The following is a 17,901-nucleotide window of genomic DNA, read 5'->3' as shown; positions in this document are numbered from 1 at the left end:
CACCAAAACCCCTGGCCATGAAGACCATGACTTCGGTTGAAGTCCAAGGCGCCATGCTGGCCGTGGCGCACGAGGCAAACCATGGCGCCACCGGCATGCCAGTGCTTTTCCTGCACGCCAACGTCGCGGACAGCCGCATGTGGCAAAGCCAGTGGGACTGGCTGGCCACAACACATCCGGTCGCGAGCTATGACCGCCGGAGCTTCGGGGCATCGCGCACCTTGTACCCAAGGCCGCATTCCAATGTGGCCGACCTGTGGGCGGTGATGGATGCCTTGGGCTATGACCGGGCGGTGTTGGTCGGCTGTTCTTTAGGAGGCCGTGTTGCCATCGACGCGGCATTGGCCCGGCCGGACCGGGTCGGCGGCCTGGTTCTTGTTGCGCCCGGCGTCAGTGGCGCGCCAGCGGCACGATATGGCAATCCGGTCAGGGCATTGATGGATGCGATCAGCGACGCCGCGGCGCGGGGCGACCTCGATGCCAAGAACGAACTCCAGGCACGTCTTTGGCTGGACGGTCCCTTAAGCCCGCCAAATCGGGTCAGCGGCGAGGCTCGCCGGCTTTTTCTTTCGATGAACGGCACCGCCTTGCGTGCCGCCAGCCCGGGTGCGGCGTCCGAGGAGCCCGCGGCGTGGGAACGCCTGGAGGCGATCCAGGCGCCTACGCTGGTGCTGTGGGGCGATCTTGACCTGCCGAACTTGCAGGAGAGGTCCGAATTGCTTGCACGGCGCATACCCGCGGCCCAGGGCTTGGTGATCCCAGGCACGGCACACCTGCCGCCACTTGAAGCGCCCCAACAGTTCAACCCGGCGCTGGCGCGATACCTCCAGCAGCTGTAAGTCGGCATGACCAGGCGGTCGCGCCCTCCTCGGCGCTAGCGCTGGATACGCGTGGACAGCACCACCGAGGTATGCGTGCGCTCCACCCCGTCAAGCAGGCCTATGCCGTCTATCAATGCGTCCAGCCTTTCGATGGAACCGGCCTGCACGATGGCGATCATGTCGTAAGTGCCGCTGATGGACAGCAGGGAGCGCACCTCGGGAATCTTGCGCAGTGCCGCCTCCACCGTGCCCGTGAGCTTGGGGCCTACGGTGAGCATCACATGGGCCGATACCTGCGACTGCTCATAGGCCTCACCGGTGCGCGCACCGTAACCGGTGATGACCTTGTCGCGTTCCAGCCGCGTGATGCGGGCCTGCACCGCGGTGCGCGACAAGCCGACCTTGCGCGCAAGCAGGGCCATGGGGCAGCGCGCGTTGTCGCGCAGTTCGGCAAGCAGGGTCTGGTCTATGGCGTCGAGTTGCATGGCATCCCTCCAAGATAGTTAAATCGCGTATTTAGATAGCTTATTTATCTAAAGTATGGCGTTATTTTGTCTAAATTGATACTGGTAACCGCCTGCCGGGCCTTCCACAATGGGTCATGCCTCGCACCGGGGCACATTCCCCTAGGAGAGCCTTATGAAGAAGATCATGGTCGCAGGCGCCGGAAAAATCGGCTCGGCGATTGCCGCGCTGCTGGGCGCCACCCGGGACTATTCGGTGACGGTGGCCGATGCCTCGCCGGCGGCGCTGGCGGGCATCAAGACCGGCCCGCGCGTGCAGCGGCTGGCGCTGGACATCAGCAAGCCGGCGGCCCTGCGCGCCGCGCTGGCCGGGCAGTATGCGGTGCTCAGCGCGGCGCCCTTCCACCTGACCACACAAATCGCCGAGGCCGCCGTGGCCCAAGGCGTGCACTACCTGGACCTGACAGAAGACGTGGCCAGCACGCGACGCGTGAAGGAGCTGGCCGCCGCCGGCGCGCGCACGGCATTGATCCCGCAGTGCGGCCTGGCACCGGGTTTTGTCTCCATCGTCGCGGCCGACCTGTGCCGGCGTTTTGACAGCCTGCACAGCGTGCGCATGCGGGTCGGCGCGCTGCCGCAGTTCCCGTCGAACGCGCTCAACTACAACCTGACCTGGAGCACCGACGGCGTCATCAACGAGTACTGCGAGCCCTGCGAGGCGATTGTCGAAGGCGTGCTGCGCCAGGTGCCGTCGCTGGCCGAGCATGAGGAATTCTCGCTGGACGGCGTGACCTATGAGGCCTTCAATACCTCAGGCGGGCTCGGTACGCTGTGCGAAACGCTGCAGGGCAAGGTCACCCACCTCAACTACAAGACCATACGCTACCCGGGCCACGCGGCCATCATGAAGGTGCTGCTCAACGACCTGCGCCTGCGCGAGCGCCGCCATGTGCTCAAGGACCTGCTGGAAAACGCCCTGCCCGTCACTCTGCAGGACGTGGTCATCGTGTTTGTCACCGTGAGCGGCCAGCGCGAAGGCCGGCTGATGCAGGAAACCTATGCGCACAAGGTCTATAGCCAGGTGGTGGACGGCGTGCTGCGCAGCGCGATCCAGGTGACCACGGCTTCCGGTATCTGCGCCGTGCTGGATTTGCTGGCGACTGGGAAGCTGCCGGCACGGGGGTTTGTGCGGCAGGAAGAGATTGCGTTGGGGGACTTTCTGGCCAACCGCTTTGGCAGGGCTTATGCGGAGCATGCGGCGGAACGCGCCGCGGCTTGAGGCCGGTCTTGCTCCGGCGGTGCGCTTTCTTCTTAGTTCTGCTGGCCGGGGGTTGCCCGGCGGCAACTCACTTTTCTTTTGCTTCGCCAAAAGCAAAGTAAGCAAAAGAAAAGGCGACCCTGGTGTCTGCGTCCCTCCGCTTCGCTACGGGCAGCCTGCGGTGCTCGGTCCAGCCGGGGTCTGGCTAAACTCGCCTTCGGCTCAAACAACGCCAGCCCTGATCCGTCTGGACCTCCGCTCCTCGGCGCATACACAAGGGGTGGGGACAGGAATACCGAACAGCCGAAGACAAAACCCTGAATACTTGAAGAAACAAGGACACGCCATGGCGTGTCCTTGTTGGTGTTTGGTTCCCGCTCCCGATCCCGATTGCCCCGTCCTGGCTGGGCCGAGGAGCGCAGAGACAAGCGGATCAGGGCCGGCGTTGTCTGAGCCGAAGGCGAGTTTAGCCGGACCCCGCTTGGCTCGAGCACCGCAGGTTGCCCCGTAGCGAAGCGCAGGGGACCCAGACTGCGGGTCGCCTTTTCTTTGGTGACTTTCTTTTGGCGAAGCAAAAGAAAGTTACTTGCCGCCGGGCAACCCCCGGCCAGCAGGTCTCAGCAAAGAACACAAAGGAAGCGCGCCCGCCGGCGCAAGACCCGGCACCTAAATTTCAGGCGCTACAAATTCCGCATATTCATAGAGCGCGCCCAATATTTCCTCGCCGCGCTCATCCGCCGTCTCCGACAAAACATCAATCCGGGCAAACAGCGCATCCACATTCCGCGCCCCACCCTCGCCTTCGAGCAGCCAGGCGACCCGGTGCGCCTCCCAGCGTTCGGCGTCTTCAGGCGACAGGGTCTCGGGAAAATTGCGGGCGCGGTAGCGGAACAGCATTTCCTCGAGGCGGTCGTCGTCAAAGCCGGTACGGCTGTGGGCCAGTTCGGCGGGCGACAGCGCGCGCAGCTGGTTCAGGCGGCGGCGGTCGGCGTTGCCGATGAAACCGCCATAAAGGTCTTCGTCGACGTCGGGCGCGGCCTCCTTGGGGCGCTGGAAAACCTCGGGCCAGATGGCGCTCATGTCGGGCAGGCCTGCGGCTTTTTCGGCGTTGCGCAGGGCCGCAGGAATGTCCACGCCCCACTGGGCCGCCATCTCGGGCGTCAGGGTGGCGAGCTTGCGCACCACCATGGGCGACTTGTTGAGGTGGACCGACTTGATGGGCAGGCGCTGCACGCCCTCGGGCAGGTCGGCGGAGCGGCTGAACAGGCGCTGGCGCAGCGTGGCGACGTCCAGCAGCGGCAGCTCGGCGGGGTCTTGTGACAAGTCCCAGGCAAGCAGCTCGTTCTTGTTGGTCGGGTGCGTGGCCAGCGGCCACATGACGGCCAGGCAGCCGCGCTCGGGCGGGAACATGCCGGAGATGTGCAAAAAAGGCTGGGCCGTCTGCGGGCTGGTGGGCAGGCCGAGTTCGGCGGCGACCCTGTCCTTTTTGTGCAGGCTCAGGGCAAAGTCGAAAAGCTTGGGCTGGGCCTGGCGTATCAGCCGCGCCAGCGCGATGGTGGCGCGCACGTCGGACAGCGCGTCATGCGCCGCATCGTGCATCAGGCCGTTGGCGCGCGCCAGGTCTTCAAGCTTGAAGCTGGGGCGGGTCACCTTGGGGTCGTCCGGAAAACGCTCATCGGGCTTGCGCGGCCAGGTGATGCCTTCGGGCCGCAGCGCGTAGGCCATGCGCACCACGTCCAGCAGGTCCCAGCGGCCGCAGTCGTTCTGCCACTCGCGCGCATAAGGGTCTATCAGGTTGCGCCAGAACAGGTGGCGCGTGACTTCGTCGTCGAAACGTATGGTGTTGTAGCCAACGCCTATGGTGCCGGGCTGGGCCAGCACGGCCTCGATGCGGGCGGCGAATTCATGCTCGGCGACGCCGCGCTCCAGGCACAGCTGGGGCGTGATGCCGGTGAGCAGGCAGGACTCCGGATCCGGCAGGTAATCGCTGGCGGGCTTGCAGTAGAGCATCAGCGGCTCGCCGATTTCATTGAGCTCGGCGTCGGTGCGTATGCCGGCGAACTGCGCGGGCCGGTCGCGCCGCGGGTTGATGCCGAAGGTCTCGTAGTCGTGCCAGAGAAAGGTGTGGGAGGCCATGGAGCGTCTCGGAAAGGGTTTAAAGCAAGGGGGAGAACAGCCGCGCGGTGGCGTCGGCCAGCCGCATCAGGAAACGCTGCGGCCTGTGGGCGCGCACGGCGGCTGCGCTGCGCAGGTCGGTTTCAAACTGCTCGGCCAGCGGCCCGGCCAGCGCCGGGCCGTAGACCACCGCCATGACCTCGAAGTTCAGGCGAAAGCTCCGGTTGTCGAAGTTGGCGGTGCCGGCCATGGCGCAGTTGTCGTCGACCACCAGGGTCTTGGAGTGCAGCATGCGGGCCTTGTATTCCCAGACCTGGACGCCGGCGGCGATCAGCTCGTCGTAATAGGAACGCGCGGCGGCGCTGACGATCAAGCTGTCGCTGCGGCGCGGCAGCAGCAGTCGCACGTCGACACCGCGCAGTGCGGCGCTGGTGAGCGCCATCAGGGCCGGCTCGCCGGGCACGAAGTACGGCGTGGTCAGCCAGGCGCGCTGGGTGGAGGCGTTGATGGCCGCGACCTGCATGCGGTGTATGGGCTCCAGCGTGGTGTCGGGCCCGCTGGTGACGATTTGCACCGGGATGTCGCCGGCCTCGGCCCCGGGCTGCAGCTGCGGCAGCAGCTGCGGCAGGTCGCGCTGCCCCCCTTTGAGCGGCTCGCCGGTGGTGTAGGCCCAGTCTTCGAGGAAGGTGGTCTGCAGCCAGCGCACGGCGCTGCCTTCTATGCGCAGGTGCACGTCGTGGTAGGCGTCGCGGCGGGCGCGCCGGTCTTCCTCGTCGGTGATGTTGACGCCGCCGGTAAAGCCTATGCTGCCGTCGCAGACCACGATCTTGCGGTGGGTGCGGTAGTTGGTCACCGGGCGCAGCCGCCGTCCTATGCGGGTGTCGTGGAAAAACGCGACCTGCCCGCCGGCGGCCAGCAGCGGCGCCAGGAACTTGCTGCCCAGGCGCTTGGAGCCCAGCGCGTCGACCAGCAGGCGCACGGTGACGCCCTGCCCGGCTTTTTCCACCAGCAGGTCGCGCAGCAGGGTGCCTATCTGGTCGGGCTCGAAGATGTAGTACTCGAGGTGGACGTGGTCGCGCGCGCCGCGCACGGCCTTGAAGATGCTGTCAAAGGTGCGCACGCCGCCCGAGAGCAGCTTAACCGAGGTCGCGCTGGACACCGGCAAGCCGCAGGCGGCGGTGCCCAGCGCCGCCATCTGCCGCAGGGCCGCGGGCGCTTTTTCGGCGGCCTCGCGCAGCAGGGCCAGGTCCGCGCCCGCGCGCTCGCCGGCGCGGCTGCGCAGGCGCTTGAGGCGCTGTTTTTTCAGGCGCTGGGGCCCGAGGAAGTAATAAATGACAAAGCCCGCGAAAGGCAGCAGGGCCAGCGACAGTATCCAGCTCATGGTGGACACCGGGGCGCGCTTTTGCATCACGATCCAGATGGACAGCACCGCGATGTAAAGGCTCCAGGCCAGGGAAAGGCCGGTTTTCCATTCGGAGCTGAGTTCGGGGAGCGTCAAGGCGGGGGACTGAAAGGGTTGGCGGCGCTGGCGGACATGAAAAAAGGCCGATAGCGTGATGCTACCGGCCTTTTGGATGGGTGCCGGGAATTCGACGCCCGGGTTTGCTTCAGTTGGTTTCCGCCGCCTCGGCTTCAGGCTTGGCCTTGCCCTCTTTCTTGGGCAAAGGCTGGATGTCGAGCTCGACTTCGCCCGTTTCCACGCCTTTTTCGTCGGCCGTCACTTTCATGTCGACGGTCAGGCGCCCGCCGTCTATCAGGCGGCCGAACAGCAGTTCGTCGGCCAGGGCGCGGCGAATCGTGTCCTGGATCAGGCGCTGCATCGGCCGCGCGCCCATCAGCGGGTCAAAGCCCTTCTTGCCGAGGTACTTGCGCAGCGTATCGGTGAAGGTGACTTCGACCTTCTTCTCGGCCAGCTGGGTCTCGAGCTGCAGCAGGAACTTGTCGACCACGCGCAGGATGACGGCTTCGTCGAGCGCCTTGAAGCTCACGGTCGCGTCCAGGCGGTTGCGGAACTCGGGCGTGAACAGGCGCTTGATGTCAGCCATCTCGTCGCCGGACTCGCGCGGGTTGGTAAAGCCGATGGTCGCTTTGTTCATCGTCTCGGCACCGGCGTTGGTGGTCATGACGATGATGACATTGCGGAAATCGGCCTTGCGCCCGTTGTTGTCCGTCAGCGTGCCGTGGTCCATGACCTGCAGCAGCACGTTGAAGATGTCCGGGTGCGCCTTCTCGATCTCGTCGAGCAGCAGCACGGCATGCGGCTTCTTGGTGATGGCCTCGGTCAGCAGGCCGCCCTGGTCGAAACCGACATAGCCCGGGGGCGCGCCTATCAGGCGGCTCACGGCATGGCGCTCCATGTACTCGGACATGTCGAAGCGGATCAGCTCGATGCCCATGATGTAGGCCAGCTGCTTGGCGGCTTCCGTCTTGCCGACGCCCGTGGGGCCGGAGAACAGGAAGGAGCCGATCGGCTTGTCGTCCTTGCCCAGGCCGGAGCGCGCCATCTTGACGGCGGACGCGAGCACGTCGAGTGCCTTGTCCTGGCCGAACACCACGCTTTTGAGGTCGCGCTCCAGCGTCTTGAGCTTGCCGCGGTCGTCGTTGGACACGTTGGCCGGCGGGATGCGCGCGATCTTGGCCACGATCTCCTCGACCTCGGCCTTGCTGATGATCTTCTTGCGCTTGGACGCGGGCAGGATGCGCTGGGCGGCGCCGGCTTCATCGATGACGTCAATCGCCTTGTCGGGCAGGTGGCGGTCGTTGATGTACTTGGCGCTGAGCTCGGCGGCGGCCTGCAAGGCGGCCACGGCGTACTTGACGCTGTGGTGCTCTTCAAAGCGCGACTTCAGGCCCTTGAGGATGTCGACGGTTTCCTGCACGGTCGGCTCGACCACGTCGACCTTCTGGAAGCGGCGCGACAGGGCCGCGTCTTTTTCGAAGATGCCGCGGTATTCGGTGAAGGTGGTCGCGCCTATGCACTTGAGCTGGCCCGAGCTGAGCGCGGGCTTGAGCAGGTTGGACGCGTCCAGCGTGCCGCCCGAGGCCGCACCGGCACCGATCAGGGTGTGGATTTCGTCGATAAAAAGGATGCCGTTGGGCTTGTCCTTCAGCGCCTTGAGCACGCCCTTCAGGCGCTGCTCGAAGTCGCCGCGGTACTTGGTGCCCGCGAGCAAGGCGCCCATGTCCAGCGAGTAGACATTGGCTTCGGCCAGGATCTCGGGCACGTCTTTCTGCGTGATGCGCCAGGCCAGGCCCTCGGCGATGGCGGTCTTGCCCACGCCGGCCTCGCCGACCAGCAGCGGGTTGTTCTTGCGGCGGCGGCAGAGGATCTGGATGACGCGCTCGACCTCGTACTGGCGGCCGATCAGCGGGTCGATCTTGCCGTCCTTGGCGAGCTGGTTCAGGTTGACGGTGAACTGCTCGAGCGGAGAGGCTTTTTCGTTCTTCTCGCCGCCCTCTTCGTTCTCGGCCGCACTCTCGCCGGCCTTGGCGGGCTCGGGTGGGTCGCTCTTCTTGATGCCGTGGGCGATGAAATTCACCACGTCCAGGCGGGTGACGCCCTGCTGGTGGAGGTAATAAACGGCGTGCGAGTCTTTTTCGCCGAAGATGGCGACCAGCACGTTGGCGCCGGTGACTTCCTTCTTGCCGTTGCCGGTGGACTGCACGTGCATGATGGCGCGCTGGATCACGCGCTGGAAGCCCAGCGTGGGCTGCGTGTCGACGTCGTCGGTCCCGGCGACCTGCGGGGTGTTGTCCTTGATGAAGTTGGCAAGCGACTTGCGCAGATCATCCACGTTGGCGGAGCATGCGCGCAGCACTTCCGCGGCACTGGGGTTGTCCAGCAAGGCAAGCAGGAGGTGCTCGACGGTGATGAACTCGTGGCGCTGCTGACGCGCCTCGACAAACGCCATATGCAAGCTGACTTCTAATTCCTGGGCAATCATTGATCTTCCTTTCGGCTTGCTTGGGTTAACTTAACTGACTGATAGTTCAAATATTGGCCGGATTCGCGATTATTCAATGGGCTCGCTGACGCACTGCAGCGGATGGCCGTTCTTGCGCGCGGCCTCGGTGACCTGGTCGACCTTGGTGGCGGCCACATCCTTGGAGAAGACCCCGCAGACGCCTTTGCCGTCCAGGTGGATCTTCAGCATGATCTGGGTGGCGGTTTCCCGGTCCTTGTTGAAAAACTCCTGGATCACCACCACCACGAACTCCATGGGGGTGTAGTCGTCGTTGAGCAGCACCACCTGGTACATCTGCGGCGGCTTGGTTTTTTGCGGCCGGCGCTCCAGCACGACCGAATCCCCTCCGGCGCCGTTGTCCGGCCTGACGGCGGGTACCGGGGGTTGCGCCGGGGTACTGGGGGATTTGGGAGACTTGGTTGCCATGGAATTCATTCTAGCCACCGATATAGCCCAGTGCGCCTGATAGGGAAATTGGTGGCGGGAACGCGACATTCAAGCGTGATTTTTTGCTTATTTCGCGGACATGAAAAAACCGCCTCGGGATTGCTCCCGGGCGGCTTCAAAATAGAGGGCTGGGCCCGCTTTACATGTGGTCGATCATGACCTGGCCAAAACCGGAGCAGCTGACCTGGGTCGCGCCTTCCATGAGGCGCGCGAAGTCATAGGTGACCTTCTTGGACTCGATGGATTTTTCCATCGAGCTGATGATCAGGTCGGCGGCCTGGGTCCAGCCCATGTGGCGCAGCATCATCTCGGCCGAGAGGATCTCGGAGCCGGGGTTGACGTAGTCCTTGCCGGCGTACTTGGGCGCCGTGCCGTGGGTGGCTTCAAACATCGCGACGGTGTCGCTCAGGTTGGCGCCGGGGGCGATGCCGATGCCGCCGACCTGGGCCGCCAGCGCGTCGGAGACGTAGTCGCCGTTCAGGTTCAGGGTGGCGATCACGCTGTATTCAGCGGGGCGCAGCAGGATCTGCTGCAGGAAGGCGTCGGCGATGCTGTCCTTGACCGTGATTTCCTTGCCGGTTTTCGGGTTCTTGAACTTCATCCATGGGCCGCCGTCGATTTCCACCGCGCCGAATTCCTTCTTGGCCAGGGCGTAAGCCCAGTCACGGAAGCCACCTTCGGTGAATTTCATGATGTTGCCCTTGTGCACGATGGTCACGCTGGGCTTGTCGTTGTCGATGGCGTACTGGATGGCCTTGCGCACCAGGCGCTCGGTGCCTTCGCTGGAAACCGGCTTGATGCCGATGCCAGAGGTGTTCGGGAAGCGGATCTTCTTGACGCCCATCTCGTCCTGCAGGAACTTGATGAGTTTTTTGGCCTTGTCGCTGCCGGATTCGAACTCGATGCCGGCGTAGATGTCTTCCGAGTTTTCACGGAAGATGACCATGTTGGTCTTCTGCGGTTCTTTGACGGGGGAAGGAACGCCCGCGAAGTACTGGATGGGGCGCAGGCAGACGTAGAGGTCGAGTTCCTGGCGCAGCGCGACGTTCAGGCTGCGGATGCCGCCGCCCACGGGCGTCGTCAGCGGGCCCTTGATCGAGACGACGTAGTCGCGCACGGCATGCAGGGTTTCCTCAGGCAGCCACACGTCGGGGCCGTAGACCTTGGTGGACTTTTCGCCGGCATAGACTTCCATCCAGTGGATCTTTTTCTTGCCGCCATAAGCCTTGGCAACAGCAGCATCGACCACTTTCAACATGACCGGCGTGATGTCGGCGCCGGTGCCGTCGCCCTCGATGAACGGAATGACGGGTTCGTCAGGCACATTCAGGGAGTTGTCGGCGTTGACAGTGATTTTTTTGCCTTGGGAAGGCACTTTGATGTGCTGGTACATGTAGGAAAGTCTCCGGTGGGCGCTGTGGCGAGGATAGGTACGCCGTGTAGCAGGTTAGGTAAAAACCCCTAAATTCTAGCCGTAAATCCAGGGGGGAAAAGAATTTGGGGGCTTGTGTCAACGGCCGGTGAAGGGGCTCCGTTACGGAAGGGCCTCCGAGAAGTTCGGGGTATTTTTTCCAATAACGTTTTCAAGGAAATTCCAAATGAACAAAATCCTCGCTGCTCTGATCGCTGGCCTCTTCGCCGTTGGTGCCTACGCACAAGCTCCCGCTGCCAAGCCTGCTTCCGCTCCTGCCGCCGCAGCCGCACCCGCTGCTGCTCCCGCAGCATCCGCCGCTCCCGCTGCCAAGCCAGCAAAGCCCACCAAAGAAGAAAAAGCTGCCGCTGCTGCCGCCAAGAAGGAAAAAGCCGCTGCTGAAAAGAAAGCAAAAGCTGAAGCCAAGGCCGCCAAGAAAGCCGAAGCTGCAGCAGCCAAGAAGGCAAAGGCTGAAGCCGCTGCCGCCAAGAAGACTGAAGCCAAGAAGTAATTTCCTGGTGACTTCGGTCAAAATGCCCGCCGCGTGCGGGCATTTTTTATGCGCGTCGTTTATGCTGGCAGGTCAACTTCATGCGTGGTGATTCTATGTTTTCAACCCCTGGCGCCTTCTCTTTGGGCAAGGCATTCCGGGCCCTGGCCGGCACTTTTGCCCTGGCCGCCCTGCTCTCCCCGCTGTGCGCCTGGTCCCAGGACGGCCCGCAGATGAACCTGCAGCGCGTCAAGCTGTCGGCCGGCATGCACCTGATTGATGCACAGGTGGCCCTCACGCCCGAGCAGCGGCAAATCGGACTGATGTTCCGCAAGGAGATGCCGCAGCAGGAAGGCATGATTTTCGTGTTCGAACAGCCCAGCCAGCAATGCTTCTGGATGAAAAACACCGTGCTGCCCCTGACGGCGGCCTTTGTGGCGGACGACGGCACCATCGTGAACCTGGCCGACATGAAGCCGCAGACCACGGACGCCCACTGCTCGGCCCAGCCGGTGCGCTATGTGCTGGAAATGAACAAGGGCTGGTTCGCCAAAAAAGGCATCAAGGCCGGCAGCAAGCTGGGCGGCCCCTTTTTTGAGGCCAGGCGCTGATTTTTCCGTTCGCCCAAAACAAAAAAGCCGGCTTCAAGCCGGCTTTTTTGCGGGCGCTGGATGCGCCGCAAACCCCAATCAGGCGAAGTTGGCTTCGGCGAAGCTCCAGTTGACCAGGTTGGACAGGAAGGTTTCCACGAACTTGGGGCGCAGGTTGCGGTAGTCGATGTAGTAGGCGTGTTCCCAGACGTCCACCGTCAGCAAGGCCTTGTCGGCGGTGGTCAGCGGGGTGCCGGCCGGGCCGGTGTTGACGATATCCACGGTGCCGTCGGCTTTCTTGACCAGCCAGGTCCAGCCGGAGCCGAAATTGCCCACGGCGGATTTGACGAAGGCTTCCTTGAAAGCGGCGTAAGAGCCGAACTTGGCGTTGATGGCCGCGGCCAGCGCGCCGCCGGGTTCACCGCCGCCGGCGGGCTTCATGCAGCTCCAGAAAAAGGTGTGATTCCAGATCTGGGCCGCGTTGTTGTAGACGCCGCCGCTGGATTTCTTGACGATCTCTTCGAGTGTCATGGACTCGAACTCGGTGCCTTTTTGCAGGTTGTTGAGGTTCACCACATAGGCGTTGTGGTGTTTGCCATGGTGGTACTCAAAGGCTTCCTGGCTGTAATGCGGCGCCAATGCGTCGATCGGGTAAGGGAGTGGTGGGAGCTTGTGTTCCATGATTTTCCTCGTGGTGATGAATAAACTGTTGTTGAACGGTTTGAACGCGCTTGTGAAACGCTGTCCGGGCCATTGTAAAAACTAAATCAGCCGGCGCGCCGTGACGGTCAAATCGACCTCGCCGCCGGCAAGGGTAGCGCGCACGGGCTGGCCTTCGTGCGTGTCTCCCGGGCTGGTGATTGGTTGCCCCTGCAGGTCGGCCAGCCAGGCATAACCTCGCTGGAGGACCAGCTTGGGATCCAGCAGTTCCAGCCGCAGCTGCGCGCGCTCCAGGCGTTGGCGGCCGCGCAACAGGTTTCCTTGCACCTCGCGCGGAAAGTCGCCCGCCAGGGATTGAAGCCCGAGCCGCTCATGCTGCAGGACCGAGCGCACCGCATGGTTCAGGCCCTGCCCCAAGCCGGCCAGCCGCGCATGCTGGCGCGTCACCAGGTGGGAGGGCCGGCTGACCCGGGACGCGGCCCAGTCCAGCCGCTGGTTGTGCGACTGCAGCTGCCGGTCCACGCCGTTTTGCAGGCGCGAGCCGGCGAGATCCAGCGCGCTGAGCCAGAGGCTTTGCGGCTGCGCGCACAGCTCGGCCGCGGCAGTGGGCGTCGGTGCCCGCACGTCGGCGCAAAAATCGGCAATCGTGAAATCGGTTTCATGGCCCACGCCGCTGATGACCGGCACCGGCGAAGCCACGATGGCCCGCGCGAGCTGTTCGTCGTTGAAGGCCCACAGGTCTTCCATCGCGCCGCCGCCGCGCACCAGCAGCAGCACGTCCACCCGGTCCTGGCCACGCCTCTGATAGGCCTTGTGCAAGGCCTCGCGCAATTCGCCCGCGGCCTGCCCGCCCTGCACGCTGGCCGGGTAAATCACCACGGGAATGTGCGGCACGCGCCGCTGCAGCGCGGTCGCCACGTCGTGCAGGGCCGCGGCGCCCAGCGAAGTGACCAGGCCTATCGCGCGCGGCAGCTGGGGCAAGGGGCGCTTGCGGCCCGGGTCAAAAAGGCCCTCGGCCTCCAGTTTGGCCTTGAGCTGCAGGAATTGCTCGAACAGGTTGCCCTGCCCGGCCTGCCGCATGGACTCCACCACCAGCTGCAGTTCGCCGCGCGGCTCGTACACGCCCAGGCGGCCTCGCAGCTCCACCAGCTGGCCGTCGCGCGGGGCGAAATCGAGCAAGCCGGCCGCGCGGCGAAACATGGCGCAGCGAATCTGGCCCTGTTCATCCTTGAGGGAAAAGTAGCAGTGCCCGCTGGCGGCGCGCGAAAAGCCGCTGATTTCGCCCTGCACGGCGACCGGGTTGAAACGCGCTTCCAGGCTGTCGGCAATCGCGCGCAGCAAGGAGCCCACAGGCCAGATACGCACACCGGCCTCGCGTCCCGCCGGAAAAGGCCTCTCGGAACGCGCGGCTGGCTCAAACATGGCTAAATCCCTTGATTTCCTGAGGGTAGTACTCCACAGAGCGCCGTCCTGCGTGGGCGCGAGGCCCTGTTTCCTGCGGATGACGCGATAAATTCGTGTAACTCATTGATTTTGAATAACTTAATTCTGCTCAAATTTTCATCGTTCTGTCATATCCGCGATTTGGCGCGGCTTGGCGGGCGCATCGCCCTTACTTGCTCACAAAGTTATCCACAAGTTCTGTGGGCTATGTCCGACAAAAACAGCATCTTGAAAACATTCGTGAGTGATGTGCCGCGCGCCATGCGGCGCTGCAGTATCTGTAAGCCATAATCCACCACAAATTATCTGCTTGGAGATGTGCATTGTTTTCGATCATACAAGCCGCAGGCTGGCCGATTTGGCCCTTGGTTGCCTGTTCCGTCTTGGCTCTTGCCCTGGTTATCGAGCGTTTCACCAGCCTCAAAATCCGTAAAGTCGCCCCTCCCAAACTGCTTGACGAAGCCATCACCGTTTCCCGCGCTTCCATTCCTTCGCCCGATGTCGTGGCGCAGCTCGAACAGAACTCGGTGCTCGGCGAAGTGCTGGCCAGCGGCTTTCGCGCGCTGAACACCAACCCGCGCATCAGCGAGGACGACCTGCGCTCCATCCTGGAAGGCGCCGGGCGCCAGGCGGCGCACAAGCTGGAGCGCTACCTGGCAGCCCTGGCGACCATCGCCTCCGCCGCGCCGCTGCTGGGCCTGCTGGGCACAGTGATCGGCATGATTGAAATTTTCGGCTCCCAGGGCGGCGGCGGTGGTGTCAGCGGTGCCGGCGGCGGTAACCCGGCGCAGCTCGCGCAGGGTATTTCGATCGCCCTCTACAACACGGCTTTCGGCCTGATGGTGGCGATTCCGGCGCTGATCTTCTGGCGCTACTTCCGGGCCCGCGTGGATGGCTACCTGCTGACCATGGAACTGGCCGCCGAGCGCTTCGTGCGCCACCTCAACACCCTGCGCAAATGAACTTCCGCCCGCATCCCCACGATGAACCGGAGATCAACCTGATCCCCTTCATCGACGTGCTGCTCGTGGTGCTGATCTTCCTGATGCTGTCCACCACCTACAGCAAGTTCACCGAGCTGCAGGTCAAGCTGCCGGTGGCCGATGCCGAGCAGCAGCGCGACTATCCCAAGGAAGTCATCGTCGCCGTGAGCAGCGACGGCCGCTACATGGTCAACAAGACCCTGGTCGAAGGCCGGGGCATAGAGGCGCTGGGCGCCGCGCTGACCGAGGCGGCCAAGGCCGGCAAGGAAAGCGTCATCATCATCAGCGCCGATGCCAGCGCCACGCACCAGGCGGTCATCACCGTCATGGAGGCGGCGCGCCGCCAGGGCCTGACGCAAATCACCTTTGCCACCCAAAGTGCCGCGATGGCCGGGGCGAAATAAGCCCCGGCTTTTCCGGCCCCGACAGCCGCCCTTCCCCGCGAAACGGCCGTGAAACAACTTCTGCAAAACGCCTGGCTCAGCCGTGGAATGCTGGCATGCCTGCTCTGGCCGCTGGCGCAGTGCTACGGCCTGCTGGTGCGCCTGCGCCGTGCGCTGTACCGCCGCGGCATCCTGCGCTCCGAGCGCTTCAGGGTTCCCGTCGTGGTGGTCGGCAATGTGATTGCCGGCGGCGCCGGCAAAACCCCCCTGGTGATCGCCCTGGTCAGGCACTTGCAGGCGCAGCGGGTGGCGGTGGGTGTGGTGTCGCGCGGCTATGGGCGTACAGCTTCCGACTGCATGGAAGTCACGCCCGCCGCGCCGCCCGCGCAAACGGGCGACGAGCCGGCCCTGATCCACCGGCTCACCGGCGCGCCGGTATTTGTCGCCAGGCAGCGCGCGCAAGCCCTGCGGGCCTTGCTCGCCGCCCATCCCGAAACCGCCGTGGTGATCTGCGATGACGGCCTGCAGCATTACGCCCTGAAGCGCGACATCGAGATCGCCGCATTTGACGACCGCGGCACGGGCAATGGCTGGCTGCTGCCGGCGGGCCCGCTGCGCGAACCCTGGCCCGCGCGCAAGCGGCAAGGCCTGGACCTGGTGCTGCACACCGGACAGCGCCCCGCCTTCGACGGCTTCCAATCCAGCCGGCAACTGGCCGGCGAGGCCTGGTCGGCCGGTGGCGGGCAGGTGGCGCTGGACGGCTTGCGCGGCCGGCCGGTCACCGCGCTGGCGGGCATCGCCAACCCGCAGGCGTTTTTCAGCATGCTCAGGGACCGCGGCCTGATGCTGGAAGCCTGCATCGCCCTGCCCGACCACCATCAGTTCAGCGAAGCGGACCTGGCCGGGCTGCAGGGACGCACCGTGCTGTGCACCGAAAAAGACGCCGTCAAGCTGTTTGCCCTGCCTGCCGCTGCCGGGCTGGACCTGCTGGCCGTGCCGCTGGTGTTTTCGCCTGAACCGGCCTTCTTCGCCGCCTTTGACGCGCTGCTGGCGCCCCGGCTTTCTCCATTACCATCGACGCATGGACACCAAATTGCTTGAACTGCTGGTCTGCCCCGTGACCAAAGGCCCGCTCGACTACGACCGGGAAAAACAGGAGCTCGTCTCCCGCAGCGCCCGGCTGGCTTACCCCGTGCGCGACGGCCTGCCGGTGCTGCTCGAGAATGAAGCGCGTACCCTGACAGACGAAGAGCTCGGCCTGTGAGCTTCACTGTCCTGATCCCGGCCCGGCTGGCCTCCACCCGCCTGCCCAACAAACCCCTGGCCGACATAGGCGGCGCGCCCATGGTCGTGCGCGTGGCCCAGCGCGCCATGCAAAGCGCTGCCCTGCGCACCGTGGTGGCGACCGACAGCGACGAAATCGTTGAAAAATGCGCGGCCTTCGGTGTCACGGCCGTGCTGACCCGCGCCGACCATCCCAGCGGCAGCGACCGGCTGGCCGAGGCCTGCGGCGTGCTGGGCCTGGCGGACGGGGACATCGTGGTCAACGTCCAGGGGGATGAGCCGCTGATAGACCCGGCGCTGATCAACGCGGTGGCGCGCCTGCTCAATGAGCGGCCCGACTGTGCCATGAGCACCGCCGCGCATTCCATTGACCAGTTGACGGACCTGCAGAACCCCAACGTGGTCAAGGTGGTGCTCGATGCCCGCCACACCGCGCTTTACTTCAGCCGCTCGCCGATTCCGGCGGGCCGCGACTTCGCCGGCAAAGCCTGGTGGGAAGCCGGCAGCAAGCTGCCCAAGCCGCTTCGCCACGTCGGCATTTACGGTTACCGCGTGGGCTTTCTGCGCGAGTTTCCCCGCCTTCCCCAGGCGCCGCTGGAGCAGCTGGAGCAGCTGGAACAGCTGCGCGCCCTGTGGCACGGCCACCGTATCGCGGTGCACATCACCGACGACGCGCCAGGCCCGGGTGTGGACACGGCCGAAGACCTGGACCGCGCCCGCAAGCTGTTTTCCTGAGCCCGCGCCCTGCCGGCAAAGCCCCGCCCTGTAAGTTGCTGTCAGGGGTGCATGCTATCCTTGGGAAAAACGCAAGTGGAAGGCCTGCAGGACGTGCTGGCAGCCCTTCACATCTGCCAAGCAACCCCAGCGGGTGACCGGCGCGCCGGCCTGGGGCTGACTTCACGAATTCATAAAATCCGAGGACATCCATGAGACTGATATTGTTGGGCGCGCCTGGCGCGGGCAAGGGGACGCAAGCGACCTTCATCTGCCAGAAGTACGGCATCCCCCAGATTTCCACCGGCGACATGCTGCGCGCGGCCGTCAAGGCCGGCACGCCCCTGGGCATCGAAGCCAAAAAAATCATGGATGCCGGCGCGCTGGTCAGCGACGACCTGATCATCAACCTGGTCAAGGAACGCATCGCCCAGGCCGATTGCGCCAAAGGCTTTCTGTTCGACGGTTTTCCGCGCACCATCCCGCAGGCTGACGCGATGAAATCGGCCGGCGTGAGGCTCGATTACGTGCTGGAGATCGACGTGCCCTTCGAGGCCATCATCGAGCGCATGAGCGGACGCCGTTCGCACCCGGCCTCGGGCCGCACCTACCACGTCAAGTTCAACCCGCCCAAGGTCGAGGGCAAGGACGACGTGACCGGCGAGCCGCTGATCCAGCGCGAAGACGACAAGGAAGAAACCGTGCGCAAGCGGCTGGAGGTCTACAGCGCCCAGACCCGCCCGCTGGTGGACTACTACTCGAGCTGGGCCAAGGTCGCGCCCGATGCGGCGCCCAAATACCGCGCCATCAGCGGCATGGGCACGGTCGACCAGATCACGGCCCGGGCTTTCGAGGCCCTGTCCGCTTAAGCAG

Annotated in this window: 18 protein-coding genes; 10 read left to right on the top strand and 8 right to left on the bottom strand. The window is 64.4% G+C overall.

All coding sequences use genetic code 11. From position 1 onward, the window contains the following. Positions 1 to 17 precede the first annotated feature (17 nt). Entirely contained in the window at positions 18 to 839 is an 822-nt protein-coding gene (locus AC1D09_RS09710) for an alpha/beta fold hydrolase (protein ID WP_477664843.1), read from the top strand. 35 nt (positions 840 to 874) lie between these two features. On the opposite strand, the gene AC1D09_RS09705 is transcribed toward AC1D09_RS09710, so the two are convergent. Then, positions 875 to 1,306 (bottom strand): Lrp/AsnC family transcriptional regulator, encoded by a 432-nt coding sequence (locus tag AC1D09_RS09705; RefSeq protein WP_477664842.1) that lies wholly within the window; start codon positions 1,304 to 1,306, stop codon positions 875 to 877. 154 nt (positions 1,307 to 1,460) lie between these two features. Here AC1D09_RS09705 and AC1D09_RS09700 point away from each other — a divergent pair, with 154 nt between their 5' ends. Further along, complete coding sequence (locus AC1D09_RS09700; protein WP_477701028.1) at positions 1,461 to 2,564, top strand: saccharopine dehydrogenase family protein; 1,104 nt, start codon at positions 1,461 to 1,463, stop codon at positions 2,562 to 2,564. A gap of 645 nt (positions 2,565 to 3,209) precedes the next feature. Here the strand turns inward: AC1D09_RS09700 and sbcB are convergent. From sbcB to icd, 5 genes are all read right to left on the bottom strand, one after another. Beyond that, complete coding sequence (gene sbcB / locus AC1D09_RS09695) at positions 3,210 to 4,679, bottom strand: exodeoxyribonuclease I (RefSeq protein WP_477661767.1); 1,470 nt, start codon at positions 4,677 to 4,679, stop codon at positions 3,210 to 3,212. A gap of 19 nt (positions 4,680 to 4,698) precedes the next feature. Then, the gene (gene cls, locus AC1D09_RS09690) at positions 4,699 to 6,156 is read right to left on the bottom strand and encodes a cardiolipin synthase (protein WP_477661766.1); all 1,458 of its coding nucleotides are present in this window, start codon (positions 6,154 to 6,156) and stop codon (positions 4,699 to 4,701) included. Positions 6,157 to 6,265: 109 nt separating this feature from the next. Then, positions 6,266 to 8,602: an ATP-dependent Clp protease ATP-binding subunit ClpA gene (gene clpA, locus AC1D09_RS09685; protein WP_007872500.1), complete on the bottom strand. Its 2,337-nt coding sequence runs from the start codon at positions 8,600 to 8,602 to the stop codon at positions 6,266 to 6,268. 69 nt (positions 8,603 to 8,671) lie between these two features. Further along, positions 8,672 to 9,049: an ATP-dependent Clp protease adapter ClpS gene (clpS, locus tag AC1D09_RS09680; protein WP_477661765.1), complete on the bottom strand. Its 378-nt coding sequence runs from the start codon at positions 9,047 to 9,049 to the stop codon at positions 8,672 to 8,674. A 160-nt stretch (positions 9,050 to 9,209) separates the two neighbouring features. After that, positions 9,210 to 10,463, bottom strand: a complete 1,254-nt coding sequence (icd, locus tag AC1D09_RS09675) for an NADP-dependent isocitrate dehydrogenase (protein WP_413330455.1) — start codon at positions 10,461 to 10,463, stop codon at positions 9,210 to 9,212. A 205-nt stretch (positions 10,464 to 10,668) separates the two neighbouring features. On the opposite strand from icd, the gene AC1D09_RS09670 reads away from it, so the two are divergent. Beyond that, a complete protein-coding gene (locus AC1D09_RS09670) occupies positions 10,669 to 10,992 on the top strand; it encodes a cell envelope biogenesis protein TolA (RefSeq protein ID WP_477661764.1) in 324 nt (107 codons plus the stop codon). A gap of 95 nt (positions 10,993 to 11,087) precedes the next feature. Further along, positions 11,088 to 11,582: a DUF192 domain-containing protein gene (locus AC1D09_RS09665; RefSeq protein WP_477661763.1), complete on the top strand. Its 495-nt coding sequence runs from the start codon at positions 11,088 to 11,090 to the stop codon at positions 11,580 to 11,582. A gap of 78 nt (positions 11,583 to 11,660) precedes the next feature. Here AC1D09_RS09665 and AC1D09_RS09660 read toward each other — a convergent pair whose 3' ends face one another. Together AC1D09_RS09660 and xseA are read right to left on the bottom strand one after the other, a co-directional pair. After that, a complete protein-coding gene (locus tag AC1D09_RS09660) occupies positions 11,661 to 12,242 on the bottom strand; it encodes a Fe-Mn family superoxide dismutase (RefSeq protein WP_007872493.1) in 582 nt (193 codons plus the stop codon). Positions 12,243 to 12,323: 81 nt separating this feature from the next. Continuing rightward, positions 12,324 to 13,643, bottom strand: a complete 1,320-nt coding sequence (gene xseA, locus AC1D09_RS09655) for an exodeoxyribonuclease VII large subunit (protein ID WP_477661762.1) — start codon at positions 13,641 to 13,643, stop codon at positions 12,324 to 12,326. Positions 13,644 to 13,987: 344 nt separating this feature from the next. Between xseA and AC1D09_RS09650 the strand changes: the two genes are divergently transcribed. The 6 genes from AC1D09_RS09650 to adk all read left to right on the top strand — a co-directional run bounded on the left by AC1D09_RS09650 (position 13,988) and on the right by adk (position 17,897). Further along, positions 13,988 to 14,626, top strand: coding sequence for a MotA/TolQ/ExbB proton channel family protein (locus tag AC1D09_RS09650; RefSeq protein ID WP_477661761.1), 639 nt, complete (start codon positions 13,988 to 13,990; stop codon positions 14,624 to 14,626). Further along, complete coding sequence (locus AC1D09_RS09645; protein WP_007872485.1) at positions 14,623 to 15,051, top strand: ExbD/TolR family protein; 429 nt, start codon at positions 14,623 to 14,625, stop codon at positions 15,049 to 15,051. Before AC1D09_RS09650 ends, AC1D09_RS09645 begins: the two co-directional genes overlap by 4 nt. An 87-nt stretch (positions 15,052 to 15,138) precedes the next feature. Then, positions 15,139 to 16,131 carry a tetraacyldisaccharide 4'-kinase gene (gene lpxK / locus AC1D09_RS09640; RefSeq protein ID WP_477661770.1) on the top strand — a complete coding sequence of 331 codons (993 nt, stop codon included), beginning with the start codon at positions 15,139 to 15,141 and terminating at the stop codon, positions 16,129 to 16,131. Beyond that, a complete protein-coding gene (locus tag AC1D09_RS09635; protein WP_007872480.1) occupies positions 16,112 to 16,294 on the top strand; it encodes a Trm112 family protein in 183 nt (60 codons plus the stop codon). The genes lpxK and AC1D09_RS09635 overlap by 20 nt, the downstream gene beginning before the upstream one ends. Beyond that, positions 16,291 to 17,049 (top strand): 3-deoxy-manno-octulosonate cytidylyltransferase, encoded by a 759-nt coding sequence (kdsB, locus tag AC1D09_RS09630; RefSeq protein ID WP_477661760.1) that lies wholly within the window; start codon positions 16,291 to 16,293, stop codon positions 17,047 to 17,049. Before AC1D09_RS09635 ends, kdsB begins: the two co-directional genes overlap by 4 nt. Positions 17,050 to 17,240: 191 nt before the next feature. Continuing rightward, on the top strand, positions 17,241 to 17,897 hold the full coding sequence (gene adk, locus AC1D09_RS09625; RefSeq protein WP_413330465.1) for an adenylate kinase: 657 nt from the start codon (positions 17,241 to 17,243) through the stop codon (positions 17,895 to 17,897). Positions 17,898 to 17,901: the final 4 nt, after the last annotated feature.

Source organism: Polaromonas sp. P1_A2 (assembly GCF_056406895.1).
The sequence above is the reverse complement of the archived record's forward strand: the minus strand, read 5'-3'. Positions and strand labels throughout refer to the sequence as shown.

Bases quoted from the DNA above. Each gene is read 5' to 3' on its own strand.
- AC1D09_RS09710 (WP_477664843.1), top strand. From the start codon at position 18: ATGAAGACCATGACTTCGGTTGAAGTCCAAGGCGCCATGCTGGCCGTG.
- AC1D09_RS09705 (WP_477664842.1), bottom strand. From the start codon at position 1,306: ATGCAACTCGACGCCATAGACCAGACCCTGCTTGCCGAACTGCGCGAC.
- AC1D09_RS09700 (WP_477701028.1), top strand. From the start codon at position 1,461: ATGAAGAAGATCATGGTCGCAGGCGCCGGAAAAATCGGCTCGGCGATT.
- sbcB (WP_477661767.1), bottom strand. From the start codon at position 4,679: ATGGCCTCCCACACCTTTCTCTGGCACGACTACGAGACCTTCGGCATC.
- clpA (WP_007872500.1), bottom strand. From the start codon at position 8,602: ATGATTGCCCAGGAATTAGAAGTCAGCTTGCATATGGCGTTTGTCGAG.
- clpS (WP_477661765.1), bottom strand. From the start codon at position 9,049: ATGGCAACCAAGTCTCCCAAATCCCCCAGTACCCCGGCGCAACCCCCG.
- icd (WP_413330455.1), bottom strand. From the start codon at position 10,463: ATGTACCAGCACATCAAAGTGCCTTCCCAAGGCAAAAAAATCACTGTC.
- AC1D09_RS09670 (WP_477661764.1), top strand. From the start codon at position 10,669: ATGAACAAAATCCTCGCTGCTCTGATCGCTGGCCTCTTCGCCGTTGGT.
- AC1D09_RS09665 (WP_477661763.1), top strand. From the start codon at position 11,088: ATGTTTTCAACCCCTGGCGCCTTCTCTTTGGGCAAGGCATTCCGGGCC.
- AC1D09_RS09660 (WP_007872493.1), bottom strand. From the start codon at position 12,242: ATGGAACACAAGCTCCCACCACTCCCTTACCCGATCGACGCATTGGCG.
- xseA (WP_477661762.1), bottom strand. From the start codon at position 13,643: ATGTTTGAGCCAGCCGCGCGTTCCGAGAGGCCTTTTCCGGCGGGACGC.
- AC1D09_RS09645 (WP_007872485.1), top strand. From the start codon at position 14,623: ATGAACTTCCGCCCGCATCCCCACGATGAACCGGAGATCAACCTGATC.
- lpxK (WP_477661770.1), top strand. From the start codon at position 15,139: ATGCTGGCATGCCTGCTCTGGCCGCTGGCGCAGTGCTACGGCCTGCTG.
- AC1D09_RS09635 (WP_007872480.1), top strand. From the start codon at position 16,112: ATGGACACCAAATTGCTTGAACTGCTGGTCTGCCCCGTGACCAAAGGC.
- adk (WP_413330465.1), top strand. From the start codon at position 17,241: ATGAGACTGATATTGTTGGGCGCGCCTGGCGCGGGCAAGGGGACGCAA.